Annotated in this window: 11 protein-coding genes; 8 read left to right on the top strand and 3 right to left on the bottom strand. The window is 29.5% G+C overall.

The genetic code is table 11. The annotated features are described in order from the left end of the window. Window positions 1-154 precede the first annotated feature (154 nt). From ACJJVK_RS02535 to ACJJVK_RS02525, 3 genes are all read left to right on the top strand, one after another. Entirely contained in the window at window positions 155-1,411 is a 1,257-nt protein-coding gene (locus ACJJVK_RS02535) for a porin (protein ID WP_405562834.1), read from the top strand. Between the two features lie 193 nt (window positions 1,412-1,604). Beyond that, on the top strand, window positions 1,605-4,109 hold the full coding sequence (locus tag ACJJVK_RS02530) for a TonB-dependent receptor (protein WP_405562832.1): 2,505 nt from the start codon (window positions 1,605-1,607) through the stop codon (window positions 4,107-4,109). A gap of 65 nt (window positions 4,110-4,174) precedes the next feature. Continuing rightward, a complete protein-coding gene (locus ACJJVK_RS02525; protein ID WP_405562830.1) occupies window positions 4,175-5,941 on the top strand; it encodes a glycerophosphodiester phosphodiesterase family protein in 1,767 nt (588 codons plus the stop codon). A gap of 98 nt (window positions 5,942-6,039) precedes the next feature. On the opposite strand, the gene gatB/aspS is transcribed toward ACJJVK_RS02525, so the two are convergent. Genes gatB/aspS through ACJJVK_RS02510 form a run of 3 tightly spaced genes read right to left on the bottom strand, consistent with a single transcriptional unit; the run spans window position 6,040 to window position 11,047 of the window. Beyond that, window positions 6,040-9,375 (bottom strand): bifunctional amidotransferase subunit GatB/aspartate--tRNA ligase AspS, encoded by a 3,336-nt coding sequence (gene gatB/aspS / locus ACJJVK_RS02520; protein WP_405562828.1) that lies wholly within the window; start codon window positions 9,373-9,375, stop codon window positions 6,040-6,042. Further along, a complete protein-coding gene (locus ACJJVK_RS02515; RefSeq protein ID WP_405562825.1) occupies window positions 9,375-10,775 on the bottom strand; it encodes an amidase family protein in 1,401 nt (466 codons plus the stop codon). Before ACJJVK_RS02515 ends, gatB/aspS begins: the two co-directional genes overlap by 1 nt. Before the next feature lie 2 nt (window positions 10,776-10,777). Then, on the bottom strand, window positions 10,778-11,047 hold the full coding sequence (locus ACJJVK_RS02510) for a hypothetical protein (RefSeq protein ID WP_215992898.1): 270 nt from the start codon (window positions 11,045-11,047) through the stop codon (window positions 10,778-10,780). Between the two features lie 660 nt (window positions 11,048-11,707). Here ACJJVK_RS02510 and ACJJVK_RS02505 point away from each other — a divergent pair. From ACJJVK_RS02505 to trpC, 5 genes are all read left to right on the top strand, one after another. Then, window positions 11,708-13,099 (top strand): anthranilate synthase component I family protein, encoded by a 1,392-nt coding sequence (locus tag ACJJVK_RS02505; RefSeq protein ID WP_405562817.1) that lies wholly within the window; start codon window positions 11,708-11,710, stop codon window positions 13,097-13,099. A gap of 71 nt (window positions 13,100-13,170) precedes the next feature. Beyond that, a complete protein-coding gene (locus ACJJVK_RS02500) occupies window positions 13,171-13,752 on the top strand; it encodes an anthranilate synthase component II (protein WP_405562814.1) in 582 nt (193 codons plus the stop codon). 35 nt (window positions 13,753-13,787) lie between these two features. Next, entirely contained in the window at window positions 13,788-14,780 is a 993-nt protein-coding gene (trpD, locus tag ACJJVK_RS02495; RefSeq protein WP_405562812.1) for an anthranilate phosphoribosyltransferase, read from the top strand. Window position 14,781: 1 nt separating this feature from the next. Beyond that, window positions 14,782-14,952, top strand: a complete 171-nt coding sequence (locus ACJJVK_RS02490) for a hypothetical protein (RefSeq protein WP_215992902.1) — start codon at window positions 14,782-14,784, stop codon at window positions 14,950-14,952. 91 nt (window positions 14,953-15,043) lie between these two features. Next, window positions 15,044-15,832: an indole-3-glycerol phosphate synthase TrpC gene (trpC, locus tag ACJJVK_RS02485; protein WP_405562809.1), complete on the top strand. Its 789-nt coding sequence runs from the start codon at window positions 15,044-15,046 to the stop codon at window positions 15,830-15,832. The last annotated feature ends 2 nt before the right edge of the window (window positions 15,833-15,834 follow it).

The following is a 15,834-nucleotide window of genomic DNA, read 5'->3' as shown; positions in this document are numbered from 1 at the left end:
TCTTTTTTACAGAAAACTCAAAGTTCTTTAATTTAAATGTTTTGATGTTTTTCTAAAACTAGAATGCGGTCTAAAAAGTTCTTTAGATATGATTAATGTCACATTTTATAAGGAAAGTTCATTCTAATTTTGTCTTATAAATGAGCAATAAAAAATGAAGGTAATTATAAAATGTTTGATGTTAATTGTACTTTTTTCTACAATTAATTTAAAAGGACAAGAAAAAGAAAAATTTACACCTAAAATTAAATGGAATTTAACTACTCAGATTTGGTTTAGGTATTCTGATTTAAATGAGGGATCTTTAATAAATGGAGAAACTACAAATAGTTATTTAGATGTTTCTTTAAGACGATTACGTATTCCTATTTCATCTCAAGTAACTCCAAAATTGTTTTTATATTCAATTTTTGGAGGTAATAATTATAATTTTCAAGATCGTAGTTTTCCTATTGAAATTTTAGATTTATATGCAGAGTATTCTTTCAGTAAAAAGCTTGAAGTAGGTTTTGGTAAATCTGGTTGGCAAGGTTTAAGTAGATATAATGTGCGTTCTAGTAAATCTTTAATGGGGTTAGATTCACCTTTATTTGTATTAACAACTGTAAATAAAAACGATCATATAGGTCGTTCATTAGGTATTTGGGCTAAAGGACAAATTAGTAAAATAGATTATAGAATTTCTTTTAGTAGACCAACTTTGGTAACAAGTGTGCCAAATGGAAAAGTAGATTTTGCAAATAATAGACCAAGAATAAGAACATCTTCTTATGTAAAATATCAATTTTTAAATCACGAATCTAATAAGTCAGCTTATTTACCTGGTACTTATGTTAAAGGAAAAAAAGTGTTTAATATTGGTGCTGGTTTTCAATATCAAGAAAAAAGTATGAGTAATGGTGATGCATTGTTAACAAATACTAATTTGTATGATATGAAACATTGGGCAGTAGATTCTTTTTTAAACCTTCCTATATCTAATGGAGATGCATTTACTGGCTATTTAGGTTATTTTGATTATGATTTTGGAAAGGATTATATTAGAAATATTGGAGCAAATAATCCAACAACTGGAGGTGGTACAGATTTTAATGGGGCAGGAGTTGCATTTCCGATGATTGGTACAGGAACAACATTGTACTTGCAATTAGGTTATGCTTTTAAAGAAACAAAGGTTTTAAATTACCCAATAGTTATTCAGCCAAATATTGCTGTTCAGAGTTCTAATTGGGATGCTTTAAATGAGCAAATGACAGTTTACGATTTTACACTAAACTTTTTATTGAATGGAACTCATAATAATAAGTTGAGTTTGGGATACCAACATCGCCCTGTTTTTGATGCTACTACAATGCAACAAAAAAATTATAAAGGAATGGCTGTTTTACAATATCAAGTTTCATTACATTAAAAAGATTTTTAAATTCGAAAAAAAATATCATTAATAAGAGTTAAATAAATTATTAATATTTGGTAAAACTTTTACTAAAAATTAACAATATGTAATAAAATAAGTAACTCTAAGATTACAATAAGCTAACAAGTTTCTAAAACCGCAGGTATAAATTTGAACTTTATAACAATTCATAAAATTCAAAAATACAATGCGTTTAAAATTTTTATTTACAGTATCAATAATTTTTTTGGGTATACTTAGTATTAATGCTCAAAATTCGAATACGTTAAAAGGTGTAGTTGCTACAGAACAGGGAGAGCCAATTATGGGGGCTAGTATTTTTCTAAAAGACTTATCTATTGGAACAACTACAGATTTTGATGGTGCATTTTTATTAAAAAATATACCAAATGAAACCTACACTATTCAAGTGTCTTATGTTGGGTACAATACAATTACAAAAGAAATTGTAATTAATAAGCCAGTATCTGTGCAGAACTTTGTGTTAAAAGAAAGTTCTTATATGTTAGAGGGTGTTGTGGTAACATCTCAAAAAAGAGAACAAAAAAATAAAGATGTACCAATTGCAATTACATCTTATGGTACAGATTTTTTAGAAAATCAAGGAACTTTTGAATATGATGCTTTATCAGAATATGTGCCAGGTTTTCAAGTTCAAATTCAGAGTGTAAATAACCCAGGTATTGTGGTTAGAGGAATTACAAGTGATAGTGGAGATTCTAGAGTAGAGCCAAGAGTTTCTATTTTTCAAGACGGAGTTTCTATTAGTAAATCTAGAGGTTCTGTTGTTGAGTTGTTTGATATAGAACGTGTAGAAGTTTTAAAAGGGCCACAAGGAACATTGTTTGGTAGAGGTGCTCAAATAGGCGCAATGCATATCATTCAAAATAAAGCAAAAAACGAAACTTCTGGTTCTGTAAAATTAGGATATGGTAATTTTAATCAATTTTTAGCAACAGGACATTTTAATACGCCTTTAGTAGATGATAAATTATTTTTTAGAGCTGCTGCAATTTACAATGGTAGAGATGGTTTTATTGAAAATATTTCTGGTGGCGATTTAAACGGAAAAGAAACAGTAGCATTTAGAACTTCTTTTAAATATTTATTAAATGATAATACAAGTTTAGATGTTATTGCAAATTGGCAAAAAGACACACCTCCAGGTACTTCTTTTAAAAGCGGAACTTATGCGCCTTTAGGTGGAGATACAAACCCTAATACTTTTGCAGATTTAGAAAGAGGAGAAGAATTAGGTTTAGATAGAACAGTTTGGGGTATAACTGCAATTTTAAAGCATAGCTTTAACGATGTTTGGGATTTAACATCAACTACTGCATACAGAGAATTCGATTCTAATGAAGCTTTTGATGCAGATGGGACTGTAGCTCCAGCTTTATTCTTCAATGAAATATCAATTGGTAAACAATTCAGTCAAGAATTTAGATTTAATTTTGATAATGATGATAAATTCAGAGGTTTTTTTGGAGCTAATTTCTTCTACGAAGATGGTTCGCAAAGTGTGCCTTGGGAATATGATGAGAGAAGTGTGGCAATGTTACTTTTAAATCCTGCAAATCTTGTTGTAAACGGATTGCCTATTTTATTGCCAAATATTCCTAACGATCCAGCTACATTTGGTGCAATTGCTGGTGCTCCATTAAGTGCTTTTAACAAAGAAACGTATACAAATTTTGGAGAAAATTATTCAGGTGATGTTTTTATTGATGCTTCTTATGATGTTACAGATAAATTATCATTTACCTTAGGTTTAAGAGCAACTCTAGAAAATATTAACGCAGCTTACGAAGTAGAAGATGCAGAAACACCATCTTTTTTAGGTTATTTGTCAGGTAATTTTCCAAATACATTATTTGCGTTAACCAATGGAAAAATATCAGCTAGTGAAAACTTTTTATCTGCTGTAGGACGTTTTGCAGTAAATTATGATGTTAACGAAAATATTACATTATTTGGTACAACCTCTATAGGAAGAAGACCTAATGTTATCAATGTAACTGCAACAGAAACCAATGTTTTATCAGATGAAATTGTTTGGTCTTATGAGGTAGGTGCAAAATCATTATTTTTAGACAATAGATTGCAATTTGATGTAAACGCTTACATATACGATTATTCTAACTTTCAAACATCAGTGGCTAAATTAGAAAACGGAGTGTTAACAGCTACAACAGAAGATAGTGGTAATGCAAGTTCTTTTGGTTTTGAAGTTGCTTTGCAATATGCTTTTTCTAAAACGTCTAGTTTCTTTGCAAATTATGGGTATATAGATGCTTCTTTTGATGATGTAGATTCTGATGGAAATGTGCAAGAATTAGCAGGTAATACTTTTAGATTAACTCCAGAGAATTCTTTTTCAGCAGGTTTTAATATTAATATAGAAGTCAATAATAAATTAGATTACTTTTTTAGACCTACATATACTTATAAATCTAAAGTATTTTTTGAAGAAACTAACTTACCTGAAATTTCGCAAGATGCTTATGGTTTGTTAAACTTTAGAACAGGTTTAGTTGTTGATAAAAATTATGAAATTAACTTTTATATGACCAATGTTTTAGACAAAGAATTTATTGTTGATGCTGGTAATACTGGTGGTGCATTTGGCATTCCAACTTTTATTGCAGGTGCTCCAAGATTTTTTGGTGTTCAAGTAAAAGCAAAATTTTAATAATAAGATAAAGAGAATTAAAAGCTGACTAATTAGATTTAGTCAGCTTTTTAAATTGAATACCTATGCAAAGAACATTTTTAATTTCAGTTTTATTATTTGCTATTCATTTGGCAGTTTTTGGACAAGAAGTAAAATCGATAAAAACAATAGAAAGTATTGTAAATGCTAAAGAAAAAAGCATTTTAAATATCAAACCAAATAATCAAGCAAAAATTATTTGGGCAGATAATTTTAATCAAAAACAATCGGAAATTGCGTTTGTGTATTTACATGGTTTTGGAGCAAGCAGCAGAGAAGGAGAACCAATTATGAGCCAGCTTTCTAAAAAATACAAGGCCAATGTTTACATGTCTCGTTTAAAAGAACATGGAATTAATAGAGAAGATAGTTTTAAACATTTAACACCAGAAAACTATTTAGCATCAGCAAAAGAAGCATTGTCAATTGGTAAAATTATCGGAAAAAAAATAATTTTAGTAAGTACTTCTACTGGTGGTTCTTTAAGTTTAAAATTAGCATCAGAAGAGAGTTCTATTGCGGGTTTAATTATGTATTCGCCTTTTATAGATCTTAAAAATCCGGCTTTTAAAATGATTGTTACCCCAGAAGGTAAAGCAGGATTTATCAAAATGAACAAAGGGAGTGAAATTATGAAGCAAGAAAGACCAGCAGAGGAAGCTAAATTTTGGTCTACAATTTATCATATAGATGGTTATGAAGCTCTAATAAAGATGATTGTAGCTACTATGAAACCCGAAACTTTTTCTAAAGTAAAAGCACCTGTATTTGTTGGGTATTATTACAAAAATGAGCAAGAACAAGATCAAGTAGTTTCTGTACCTGCCATGTTAAAAATGTTTGATGATTTAGGAACATCAACAGAAAAAAAAGTAAAAATTGCTTTTCCAGAAACTGGGAATCATGTAATTGGTTGCGATTTAAGATCTAAAGATTGGCAAAGTGTTTACAAAGAAACTGTTCAATTTATTGATGATGTAATTTTAGAAAAAAAGCAACAATATAATTTTGATCTTCAAGGGCATAGAGGAGCCAGAGGTTTATCTCCAGAAAATACGCTTCAAGCTTTTAAAAAAGCATTAGATATAAACGTAAATACAATAGAGTTAGATGTTGTAATTAGTAAAGATGATAAAGTAGTAGTATCTCATGAACCTTATTTAAATGCTGAAATTGTTTTAGATGCAAAAGGCGAAAGAATTACTAAAGAAGAAGGTTTGGCATTTAATTTTTATAAAAATAATTATAAAAAAATAAAAAAATACGATGTAGGTTCTTTAGGTAATGCAAAGTTTTCTGAGCAAGAAAAGAGTATTGCTTACAAACCTTTGTTATCTGAAGTGATTAATTATGTAGAACATATAAATTCACAAGTTTATTATAATATAGAAATTAAAAGTACTCCAAATGATGAGAAAAAAGGGTATCAACCATCCGTAAAAGATTTTTCTGATTTGGTTATTACGCAATTAAAAAAATCGAAATTACCAGTAAAACGAATCACTTTACAAAGTTTTGATCCGAGAGTTCTTGAGTACCTTCATAAAACATATCCAGAATATAGATTGGCGTTTTTAACTTACCAAAATGATGCAAAAACGAATCTAAAAATGTTAAGTTTTGTACCTCAGATTTATAGTCCATATTACATTTTAGTAAACAAAAATGAAGTTGATGCAATACATCAGCGAAATATGAAAGTAATTCCTTGGACAGTTAATAAAAAAGAAGATATGATAAATTTACTTAAAATGGGTGTTGATGGTATTATTACAGATTATCCTAATATCGCAGTTCCTTTAAGAAAGTAATTTTTATTAAAATAGTTATATTGTTTGTATTGTTGATAAAAGAAAATCCTGCGTAAAGCAGGATTTTTTTTGTTTATTAATTCGATAAAATTATTAATCTATCTCATAATCTTAACATTCATTTCTTCTACTTTTTTATCAGAAAGAATTGATGGTGCATTAAATAATAAATCTTCTGATGTTCCAGTTTTAGGGAAAGCCATTACTTCTCTAATAGAAGCTTTTTTCTCTAAAATCATCATTAAACGATCTACACCCCAAGCAATTCCTCCATGAGGAGGTGCACCATATTGAAACGCTTTGTACATTGTTCCAACACTTTTTATCATTTCTTCTTTGTTGTAACCCATATTTTTATAGGTTGCTTCTAGAATTTCTGCTTTGTGTGCACGTACAGAACCACCACCAATTTCATAACCATTTAAGATTAAATCGTATTGTTGAGCGATGATTGTTCCTATTTCTTCATCTTCACCATTCATATGTTTTTCTAAATCGTATACGGCTGGCATTGAGAATGGATTATGTGTAAACGTCCATCTGCCTTCATCTGTTTTTTCAAACATCGGGAAATCTACTACCCAAGCAGGTCTTAATTCCTTCGGATTTATCAGTCTTAAAATTCGTCCCATTTCTTGACGAACAGCATCTAAAGCTTTGTTTGCGGTTGCATAATCAGCAGCAGAGAAAAATACAATATCACCAATTTGAGCATCAGTTGCTTTTATAATGTTGGCTGCAATTTCTTCACCTAAGAACTTAATAATTGGCGATTGTAAATCATTTTCATTTACAATAATATATGCCAAACCACCTAAACCATTTTGTTGCGCAATTGCAGTCAAATTTTCTATCTGACCTTTAGACATACGTTTGTTTCCTTGTTCTTCCGCAGAAACTTTTATACATTTTACAATTCCACCTTGATCAATAGGTTTACTAAATACCTGGAAAGTAGTGTCTTTTACTATGTCTGTAATATCTTGCATTTCTAAACCATAACGTAAATCTGGTCTATCACAACCATATTTATCCATAGCTTCTTTGTAAGTAATTACTTCAAAAGGACGTAAAATCCATTTTTTACCATAGATTTTCTTCACTATTTCATTAAACATTTTTGTGTTTAAATCTATAATTTGCTGCATACTTGCGTATGCCATTTCTATATCTAATTGTGTAAATTCTGGTTGACGATCTCCTCTAGAATCTTCATCTCTAAAACAACGTGCTATTTGAAAGTATTTCTCAAATCCACCAACCATCAACATTTGCTTAAATTGTTGAGGTGCTTGTGGTAACGTATAAAAAGAACCTGCTTGTTTTCTGGTTGGCACAATAAATTCTCTTGCCCCTTCATCAGTTCCTGCAGTTAAAATTGGCGTTTCTATTTCTAAAAACTCTTCTTCATCTAAAATATCACGTAATAACTTTATAACTTTATGACGATTTACAATTGCTTTGCGAACTTCATCATTTCTATGATCTAAAAACTTATATTGAAAACGAACATTTTCATTGGTTTTCATTGCTCTTTTTATTTCAAAAGGCAAAGTTTTAGATAGGTTTAAAATTTCTAATGCAGATGTTTCAAGTTCTATTTTACCAGTTCTTAAACCTGCATTATAATCATCTTCTCTTCTCTGAACAACAATACCAGTAACCATAATTACAGTTTCTGGTTTTAATTTTACCAATTCATCTAAATTTGGGAAAGTTTCTCTACTTAAACGAACCTGAAAAACTTGATAACTAGAATCGCGTAAATCGATAAAAATTAATTCTCCATGATCACGAACACTAGAAACCCAGCCAGATAATGTTACTTCTGTATTTATAGAATCATCAGATAATTCCGATATTTTATGGGTTCTATATTCATCTTTTATGATGATTGGAGTTTCTTTTAATTCCTCTTCAACTTTAGATTTTGATTTGTCTTTGTTAGTTTCAGTTTTAGATGTTTTTACAGTTTCAGAACTCTGAACTTTTGACCCTGAACTTTTAACTTGAGATAAAATTTCTTCACGAATCACTTTTCCTGAAGCTCCTTTACCAATAATTTTGATGACTTTACCAACTAAAATTCCAGCTTTACCCTGATTTCCGTTTTTGATGTCGTTGGCAATTGCTTCGTTTTCAGATATTACTTTAGATACAGCGTCCTTAATTTTATCTTCAGAAATGGTATTGTCTTCAAAATATTTATTGTAATCGAAAGTTCTATCTTTTAAATATCTTGTAATTCCATTTTGAACTAAAACAGACGTAATTTTATCTGCTTTAAATAATTGAAAAATTTCAATTAACTGATCTACATTATGAATATTGGCATATTCATCAGCAGCAATATTATTTACCAAAGTTTTAGCTACAAAAGACGGATCTTTTATCACGTTATTAATAGCAATAAAAGTTTCAGAACGCAATGAATCTGCAGTAAAAAACTTAGCATCTTGTGGTAAAACTCCTCCTTTTATCAAAATAGATTCAACAGCAAAAGGTAAAGAACTAACATCAACATCTATACTTTCTACAACATTTTTAATACTTACAAAAGGTAAATCTGGTTCAGAAATAAAACGATAATCCGCTTCAAACTCCTTTTTACGCATTGTTTTGGTTTGCTTTAAATCTGCATCAAACAATACTGTAGTTTGGTCTGGTCTAAATTCTTTGTGCTCTATATAATAGTTTAATTGTTTTTCTACTTCTTCTTTTAAAGCTTCAATCATAAACTTAAAAGAATTTAAGTTCTTGATTTCTGTTCTTGGGTTTAAATTATAGCTGTGTTTTTTTCTAAGTGATACAGAAACATCAGATTTAAATTCCCCCTTTTCAAGATTTGCTTCAGAGATTTTTAAATTTTGAACAATTCTCTGAATATATTGCGCATACGTAGACGCATCCTCAATATGTCTGATGCAAGGCTCTGTAACAATTTCAATTAAAGGAACACCAGCTTTGTTAAAATCGACTAAAGAGACTTTCTTTTCATGCATCAATTTAGCAGCATCTTCTTCAATATGAACTTGCGTTAAATTCACAGTAAATTGAGATCCATCATTTCTGAAACAAGAAACTTGTCCATCAGGAATTACAGGGTTATGAAACTGTGTAATCTGTATATTTTTAGGATTATCTGGATATTCGTAATGTTTACGATCCCAAGAAATTACTTCGTTTTCAAAAGTTGATTTTACAGCTTTACCAAAATAAATTGCTTTGGTAATTGCTTCTTTATTTATAGATGGTAAAACACCCATTTGCCCAGTACAAACTGAACATATATTTGTGTTTGGCTGTGCAGATTCTGTATTTGCACAAGAGCAAAACAACTTGGTTTTTGTGTTTAAACGAACATGAGTTTCTAAACCTATTACTAGTTCTAACTCGTATTTTTTTAATAAATCATTTAATTTCTCTAGCTCCATTATATTAAATCATTTAAGAAATTAGCGAATTGTAAAACCAAAGCATCATTGTTTTTTGCTGCAGAAATTTGCAAACCTGTTGCAGTTCCTTTTGGTATTGTTAACGTTGGTAATTGACCTAAGCTAAAACCAACTGTATAAGCATCAGATAAATACATTGCTAGAGGATCGTTTAAGCTGTCTCCAATTTTAGGAGGTGTATTTGGTGTTACTGGCGATAAAATTATATCAACTTCATTAAAATCTTTTTCAAAATTATCAGAAATTTGATCTCTTAAGTTTAAGCCTTTTAAATAAATTTCATCAGAAAAACCTTGAGATAAAACTTGATTACCACCAACAATTCTTCTTTTAGATTCTTCAGAGAAGTTTTCTGAACGAGTAATAGAATAGGTGTCTTTTAAATTATCACCTTCAATTCTTGCTCCATAATTTGTACCATCTAATCTTGATAGGTTAGAAGCAGTTTCAGCCATTGCTAAAGTATAGTATGTAGAAACTAAAGTATCAGATTCAAAGAAATCAAGTTCTTTAACTTCAATTCCTTTTGTTTTTATTTTTTCTATGGATGCTAAAAAATCTGCTTTTACTTGGGCATCAATAGCATCACTTTCTATAAAGTTTTTAAAATAACCAATGGTTTTTATTTCATCAGTATTTAAAATAGTTTCTTCGGATATTTTTTCTGATTGATAAGTAGTTTGATCTTTTATGTCTTTACCACTCATTACATTTAAAACGATTCTAATATCTTCAATTGATTTTGCAATTGGCCCAACACAATCTGTAGAAGATGCGTATGCCATAATTCCAAAACGAGAAATTCTACCATAAGTAGGTTTTAATCCGAAGACATTATTATAACCTGCTGGCTGACGAATAGAACCTCCAGTATCTCCACCAATAGAAAAAACGGTATAATCTTTGGCAACATTTACAGCAGAACCTCCACTTGAACCTCCAGAAACTAAATCTGAATTAATGGCATTTTTTACAGCACCAAAAATGGTGTTTTCAGATGATGAACCGTGACCAAAACTATCGCAATTTTCTTTTACTAAAGGAATTGCACCTGCATCTAATAATTTCTGAATTGCAGTAGCTGTGTAAGCCGATTTATAATTTTTTAGTAAATCAGAACTTGCTGTGGTGTAAGTTCCTTGTACCATATAAACATCTTTAATTCCGAAAGGTATTCCTTCTAAAAGTCCAATTTCTTGTCCGCTTTCAATTTTAGCATCAACTTTAGCCGCCAATTCTAGAGCCATTTTATCTAACAAAGAATTTACAGAATTATAAGAATTCGATTTTAGTAAATTTAATTTGTCTTGTACTAACATTGTACAAGTAAATTCTTTGGCCATCAATTGTTGATGGATTTTGTGTATTTGCGATTTCATATTTATTCTTCAATCACTTTAGAAACAACTAAATAGCCGTTTTTTTCTTTAGGGAAATTTTCAATAATTATTTTTTTCTCTTCTTTTGGGCTGTCTATTACAACATCCTCTCTCAAATCATCTAGAGAAACAGCATTATTATGATTATTCTTAAAAGAATTGTTATTCGTTAAATTGGCATTTTTAATTACCTCAAATAATTTATTTACAGCTTCAGATGGCTGAGCTCCTTTAATACTAGACAATATGTCTACTGTCATAATTTTACTCATCTTAATATTGCTTTTAATTAAAAAGTAAAGCCTTCCGAAATCGGAAGGCTTTATTTATATATTTCTAAACAACAACCTTCCAATCCTAAAAATTAGGATTATTAAAATTATTATTGTTGTTATTATTCATAATCATTATTAATTGGTAGCAAATATATATAGAATTGTTGTGTCTGCCACGTTAATTAATTAGTTTTTAAAAGAAAACACCAATAATTTATAAGATAAATCATTGGTGTAGACATTAATTCAGTAAATTCAAATCAAACACGTTGTTTGGAGTTACAAATTTAAGTTTTTTGTTTGGTATTGTAAATAGATTTCATTTAACCTGTTATAATATTTAATTAAAATGATTATTAACATATGTAAATGTAAGTACGAAAACGATTTATTGAATTTTTCTTTTAAAAAGTCTAATTAAGAGAAAAAAAGATAAAATAAAATTTGTGCAAAAAGAAATAGCTCTTTACATTTGTAATTCAGTATGAAGAAAATAATAAACAATACTTGGTGGTGGAACTCTCTTATCTAATAAGTGAGAACTAATCCTATATGTATAAAATATAAAAAAAGGCTTATCTCACGATAAGCCTTTTTTTATGCTGAATTTATATCAGCAAAAAAATAAAAAGATCCTGAATCTATTTCAGCATAAAAATGAAAAAAATACAGTTTAAAACCATTCACAAAACTAAAATTGCAGATACAATAACTCCTGTAGGTTTGTATTTACGTTTTAGAGATAAATATGCAAATACACTTTTGCTAGAAAGTTCAGATTATCATAGTAAAGACGAAAGTTTTACGTTTATAGCTATTGAGCCTGTGGTTTCTATAAAAGCAGAAAATCATTATTTAAGTTTTTCGCATAATGGAGTTGAATTAGAAAATCAAGAAATTGGTAGAAACTTCAATACTATTTTCGAAAATTATAGTAAATCAATCGCTTTAGATTGTCCTGCAGAATTAAAATCATTTAACGGTTTGTATGGTTATACAACTTATGATTCTGTTCAGTATTTTGAAAATATTGAATTATCTGTTGCTGATGCTCCTTCTGCAATTCCTCTATTACAATATAGTTTTTACAGATTTATTATTGCTATCAATCATTTTAATGATGAAATGACATTGATAGAAAATATAGAACAGGGCACTGAATCAAGAATAAAGGAAATTCAGACAATTATAGATGCACAAACTTTTAATACTCAAAAGTTTGATATTGTTGGTGATGAGACATCAAATGTAAAAGGAGAAGAATTTATTGATTATGTAAAAAAAGCAAAATCTCATTGTAAAAGAGGAGATGTTTTTCAGTTAGTTTTATCTCGCCAATTTCAACAAAAATTTAAAGGTGATGAATTTAATGTGTATAGAGCATTACGTTCTATAAATCCATCTCCATATTTATTTTATTTTGATTATGGTTCTTTTAAATTAATGGGATCTTCACCAGAAGCACAAATTAAAATTTCTGCAGGTAAAGCAACTATCAATCCAATTGCAGGTACTTTTAGAAGAACTGGTGATATGGCAAAAGATATTCAGTTGGGTAAAAAATTATCCGCAGATAAAAAAGAAACTGCAGAACACGTAATGTTGGTAGATTTAGCACGAAACGATTTAAGTAAACACGCAGATAAGGTAGAAGTTGAGGTTTTTAAAGAAGTACAGTATTTTAGTCATGTAATTCATTTAGTTTCTACAGTTTCTGGTCAATTAAAAGGAAATCCGATAGAAATTGTAGGTGATACTTTTCCTGCAGGAACTTTAAGTGGAGCACCAAAATACAAAGCAATGCAGTTAATTGATAAATACGAGAATCAATCTAGAGGTTTTTATGGTGGAGCAGTTGGTATTATTGGTCTTGATGGTTCTGTAAATTTAGCGATTGCAATTCGTAGTTTTGTAAGTAAAAACAAGACTTTATATTACCAAGCAGGAGCAGGAATCGTAATTCATTCTGATGAAGAAAAAGAATTACAAGAAGTAAATAATAAATTAGCAGCGTTAAAAAAAGCGTTGATTTTAGCGGAAAATATTTAAAGAATGCTTTTAGTTATTTGCTGTTAGCTTTTAGCTAGTTGCCAAAAACCAAAAGCCAAAAGCTTTTTAAAATGAAAATATTAATTTTAGATAATTACGATTCGTTTACCTATAACTTAGTTCATATGGTAGAAAAAATTACAGGAAAATTTCCTGCAGTTTTTAGAAACGATGAAATCAGTATTGCAGATGTAGGTAACTACGATATAATTATGTTATCTCCAGGACCAGGAATTCCAGACGAAGCAGGGATTTTAAAAGATGTAATTAAAACCTATGCAGGTGTTAAACCAATTTTTGGAGTGTGTTTAGGCTTACAAGCAATTACAGAAGTTTTTGGAGGAACCATTATCAATTTAGAAGATGTTTTTCATGGGGTTGCTACAGAAATGAGAGTTGTAAATACAGAAGCAGAAATTTTTAAAGATGTTCCTGAAACATTTTTAGCAGCACGTTACCATTCTTGGGCTGCAACAGATATAGATTTTCCTCCTGAGTTAGTAGTAACTGCAAGAGATGAAGATGGATTAATTCAAGCAATTGAACATAAGCGTTTTAATATTTCTGCGGTTCAATTCCATCCAGAATCTATTTTAACAGATGTTGGGGAGCAATTGGTAACTAATTTTATCAATGCAAATAGCCCATCCTAATTTTACCTAAGAGAGAAATTAAAAGGGACTTTTTTATGAAAGACATATTAAATAAATTATACAATCACGAAAGATTGTCTAAATCTGAAGCAAAACAAATCTTAAAAGATATTGCTGCAGAAAAATATAATGATGCACATTTAGCATCATTTATGACTGTTTTTATGATGCGTCCTATAACTGCAGATGAACTTTCTGGTTTTAGAGATGCGTTAAAAGAATTAGCTATAAAAGTAGATTTATCAGATTACAATACTATTGATATTGTTGGAACTGGAGGTGATGGAAAAGATACATTCAATATATCAACATTAACATCATTTATAGTTGCAGGTACAGGTCAAAAAGTGGCAAAACACGGTAATTATTCTGTGTCTTCTCAATCTGGTTCTTCAGATATGTTAGAAAGCTTTGGGTACAATTTTACAAATGATGAAAATATTTTACGTGAACATTTAGAAAAAGCAAACATTTGTTTTTTACACGCACCAAAATTTCATCCAGCAATGAAAGCTGTTGGACCAACAAGGAAAGCGTTAAAGTTAAAAACGTTTTTTAATATGTTAGGACCTTTGGTAAATCCGAGTTCTCCTCAAAACCACATGTTAGGTACTTTTAATTTGGAAGTTGCACGTTTGTATAATTACATTTTACAAGAAGAAGAAAATATCAATTACGGAATTATTCACGCTTTAGATGGTTATGATGAAATTTCGCTAACAAGCGGATTTAAATTATTCAATAAAAAAGGAGAACAATTGATAACTCCTGAAGATTTAGGGCAAAAAAGGTTACAACAGTCTGATATTTTTGGAGGGAATTCTGTAGCTGATGCTGCTAAAATTTTTAAATCTATTTTAGAGGGAAATGGTACTGAAGCACAAAATAATGTGGTTTTAACAAATGCTGCATTTGCATTAACGATTGTTGATGGTCAAAAGTCTTTTGAAACTGCATTTGAAGAAGCAAAAAGTTCTTTGTTTGGAGGTAAAGCAAAACAGACCTTAGATAAATTAGTAAATATTTAAAATGGCAAAAAAGAAAAACAATATAATTTTGATAATACCTGCTTTCTTATTAATGGGAACAGCTATAGGAATTCAAACCAAAGATCTTTTTAAACAAATGATTATTGGTTTAATAGTAGGTGTAATTGTTTACTTTTTTCTTAGATATAGAAATAAAAAATTAAATAAATAATGTCATTTCGAACGAAATGAAATCAAGTTGAGAAATCTAAAAATAATAATAAGATTCCTCCAAAAAGTCGAAATGACAAATATTGAAAATAATGACAATTTTAGATAAAATAATCGCATTTAAAAAGAAGGAAATTGCTAAAATAAAAGCAGAAGTTCCTATTAAGAAATTAGTAGAAAGTCCTAATTTTGATAGAACACCTTTTTCATTAAAAAAGGCTTTACTAGAAGTTGGTTCAACAGGAATTATTGCCGAGTTTAAACGTCAATCTCCTTCCAAAGGAATAATCAATGATAAAGCAACCATTGCAGAAGTAACTAATGGGTATTTAGATGCAAATGTTGCTGCGCAATCTATCTTAACAGATACTTCTTTTTTTGGTGGAACAATGGCAGATTTAATGGAGGCAAGAACAATCAATCAACAAAAACCGATTTTAAGAAAAGATTTTGTGGTTGATGCTTTTCAAATTGTAGAAGCTAAAGCAATTGGTGCAGATGTAATTTTATTAATTGCTTCTTGTTTAACATCAGCAGAGTTAAAAAACTACGGAAATCTTGCTACAGATTTGGGTTTAAGTGTTTTATATGAAGTGCACACGCAAGAAGATTTAGATAAAATTAATGATTTAGATAACAAAATTATCGGAATCAATAACAGAAATTTAAAAACTTTTGAAGTTGATTTAGAACACTCTATAAAATTAGCAAATCAAATTCCTGATACTTGTATTAAGGTTTCAGAAAGCGGAATTTCTGACCCAAAAATTATTACTGGTTTAAAAGAATTTGGGTTTCAAGGATTTTTAATTGGTGAGAATTTTATGAAAGAAGAAAACCCTGGAGAAGCTTGTCAAGAGTTCATCAGTCAAATTAGATAAGT

The sequence above is a fragment of the Polaribacter sp. Asnod6-C07 genome (genome assembly GCF_045063625.1).
GTDB lineage: Bacteria > Bacteroidota > Bacteroidia > Flavobacteriales > Flavobacteriaceae > Polaribacter > Polaribacter vadi_A.
Note: the sequence above shows the minus strand (reverse complement) of the source record. Positions and strands in the feature narration are given on the sequence as shown.

Excerpts from the sequence above, each read along its gene's own strand:
- ACJJVK_RS02515 (WP_405562825.1), bottom strand. The coding sequence starts at position 10,775 with ATGAAATCGCAAATACACAAAATCCATCAACAATTGATGGCCAAAGAA.
- ACJJVK_RS02535 (WP_405562834.1), top strand. The coding sequence starts at position 155 with ATGAAGGTAATTATAAAATGTTTGATGTTAATTGTACTTTTTTCTACA.
- ACJJVK_RS02525 (WP_405562830.1), top strand. The coding sequence starts at position 4,175 with ATGCAAAGAACATTTTTAATTTCAGTTTTATTATTTGCTATTCATTTG.
- trpD (WP_405562812.1), top strand. The coding sequence starts at position 13,788 with ATGAAAGACATATTAAATAAATTATACAATCACGAAAGATTGTCTAAA.
- ACJJVK_RS02510 (WP_215992898.1), bottom strand. The coding sequence starts at position 11,047 with ATGAGTAAAATTATGACAGTAGACATATTGTCTAGTATTAAAGGAGCT.
- ACJJVK_RS02500 (WP_405562814.1), top strand. The coding sequence starts at position 13,171 with ATGAAAATATTAATTTTAGATAATTACGATTCGTTTACCTATAACTTA.
- trpC (WP_405562809.1), top strand. The coding sequence starts at position 15,044 with ATGACAATTTTAGATAAAATAATCGCATTTAAAAAGAAGGAAATTGCT.
- ACJJVK_RS02530 (WP_405562832.1), top strand. The coding sequence starts at position 1,605 with ATGCGTTTAAAATTTTTATTTACAGTATCAATAATTTTTTTGGGTATA.
- gatB/aspS (WP_405562828.1), bottom strand. The coding sequence starts at position 9,375 with ATGGAGCTAGAGAAATTAAATGATTTATTAAAAAAATACGAGTTAGAA.
- ACJJVK_RS02490 (WP_215992902.1), top strand. The coding sequence starts at position 14,782 with ATGGCAAAAAAGAAAAACAATATAATTTTGATAATACCTGCTTTCTTA.
- ACJJVK_RS02505 (WP_405562817.1), top strand. The coding sequence starts at position 11,708 with ATGAAAAAAATACAGTTTAAAACCATTCACAAAACTAAAATTGCAGAT.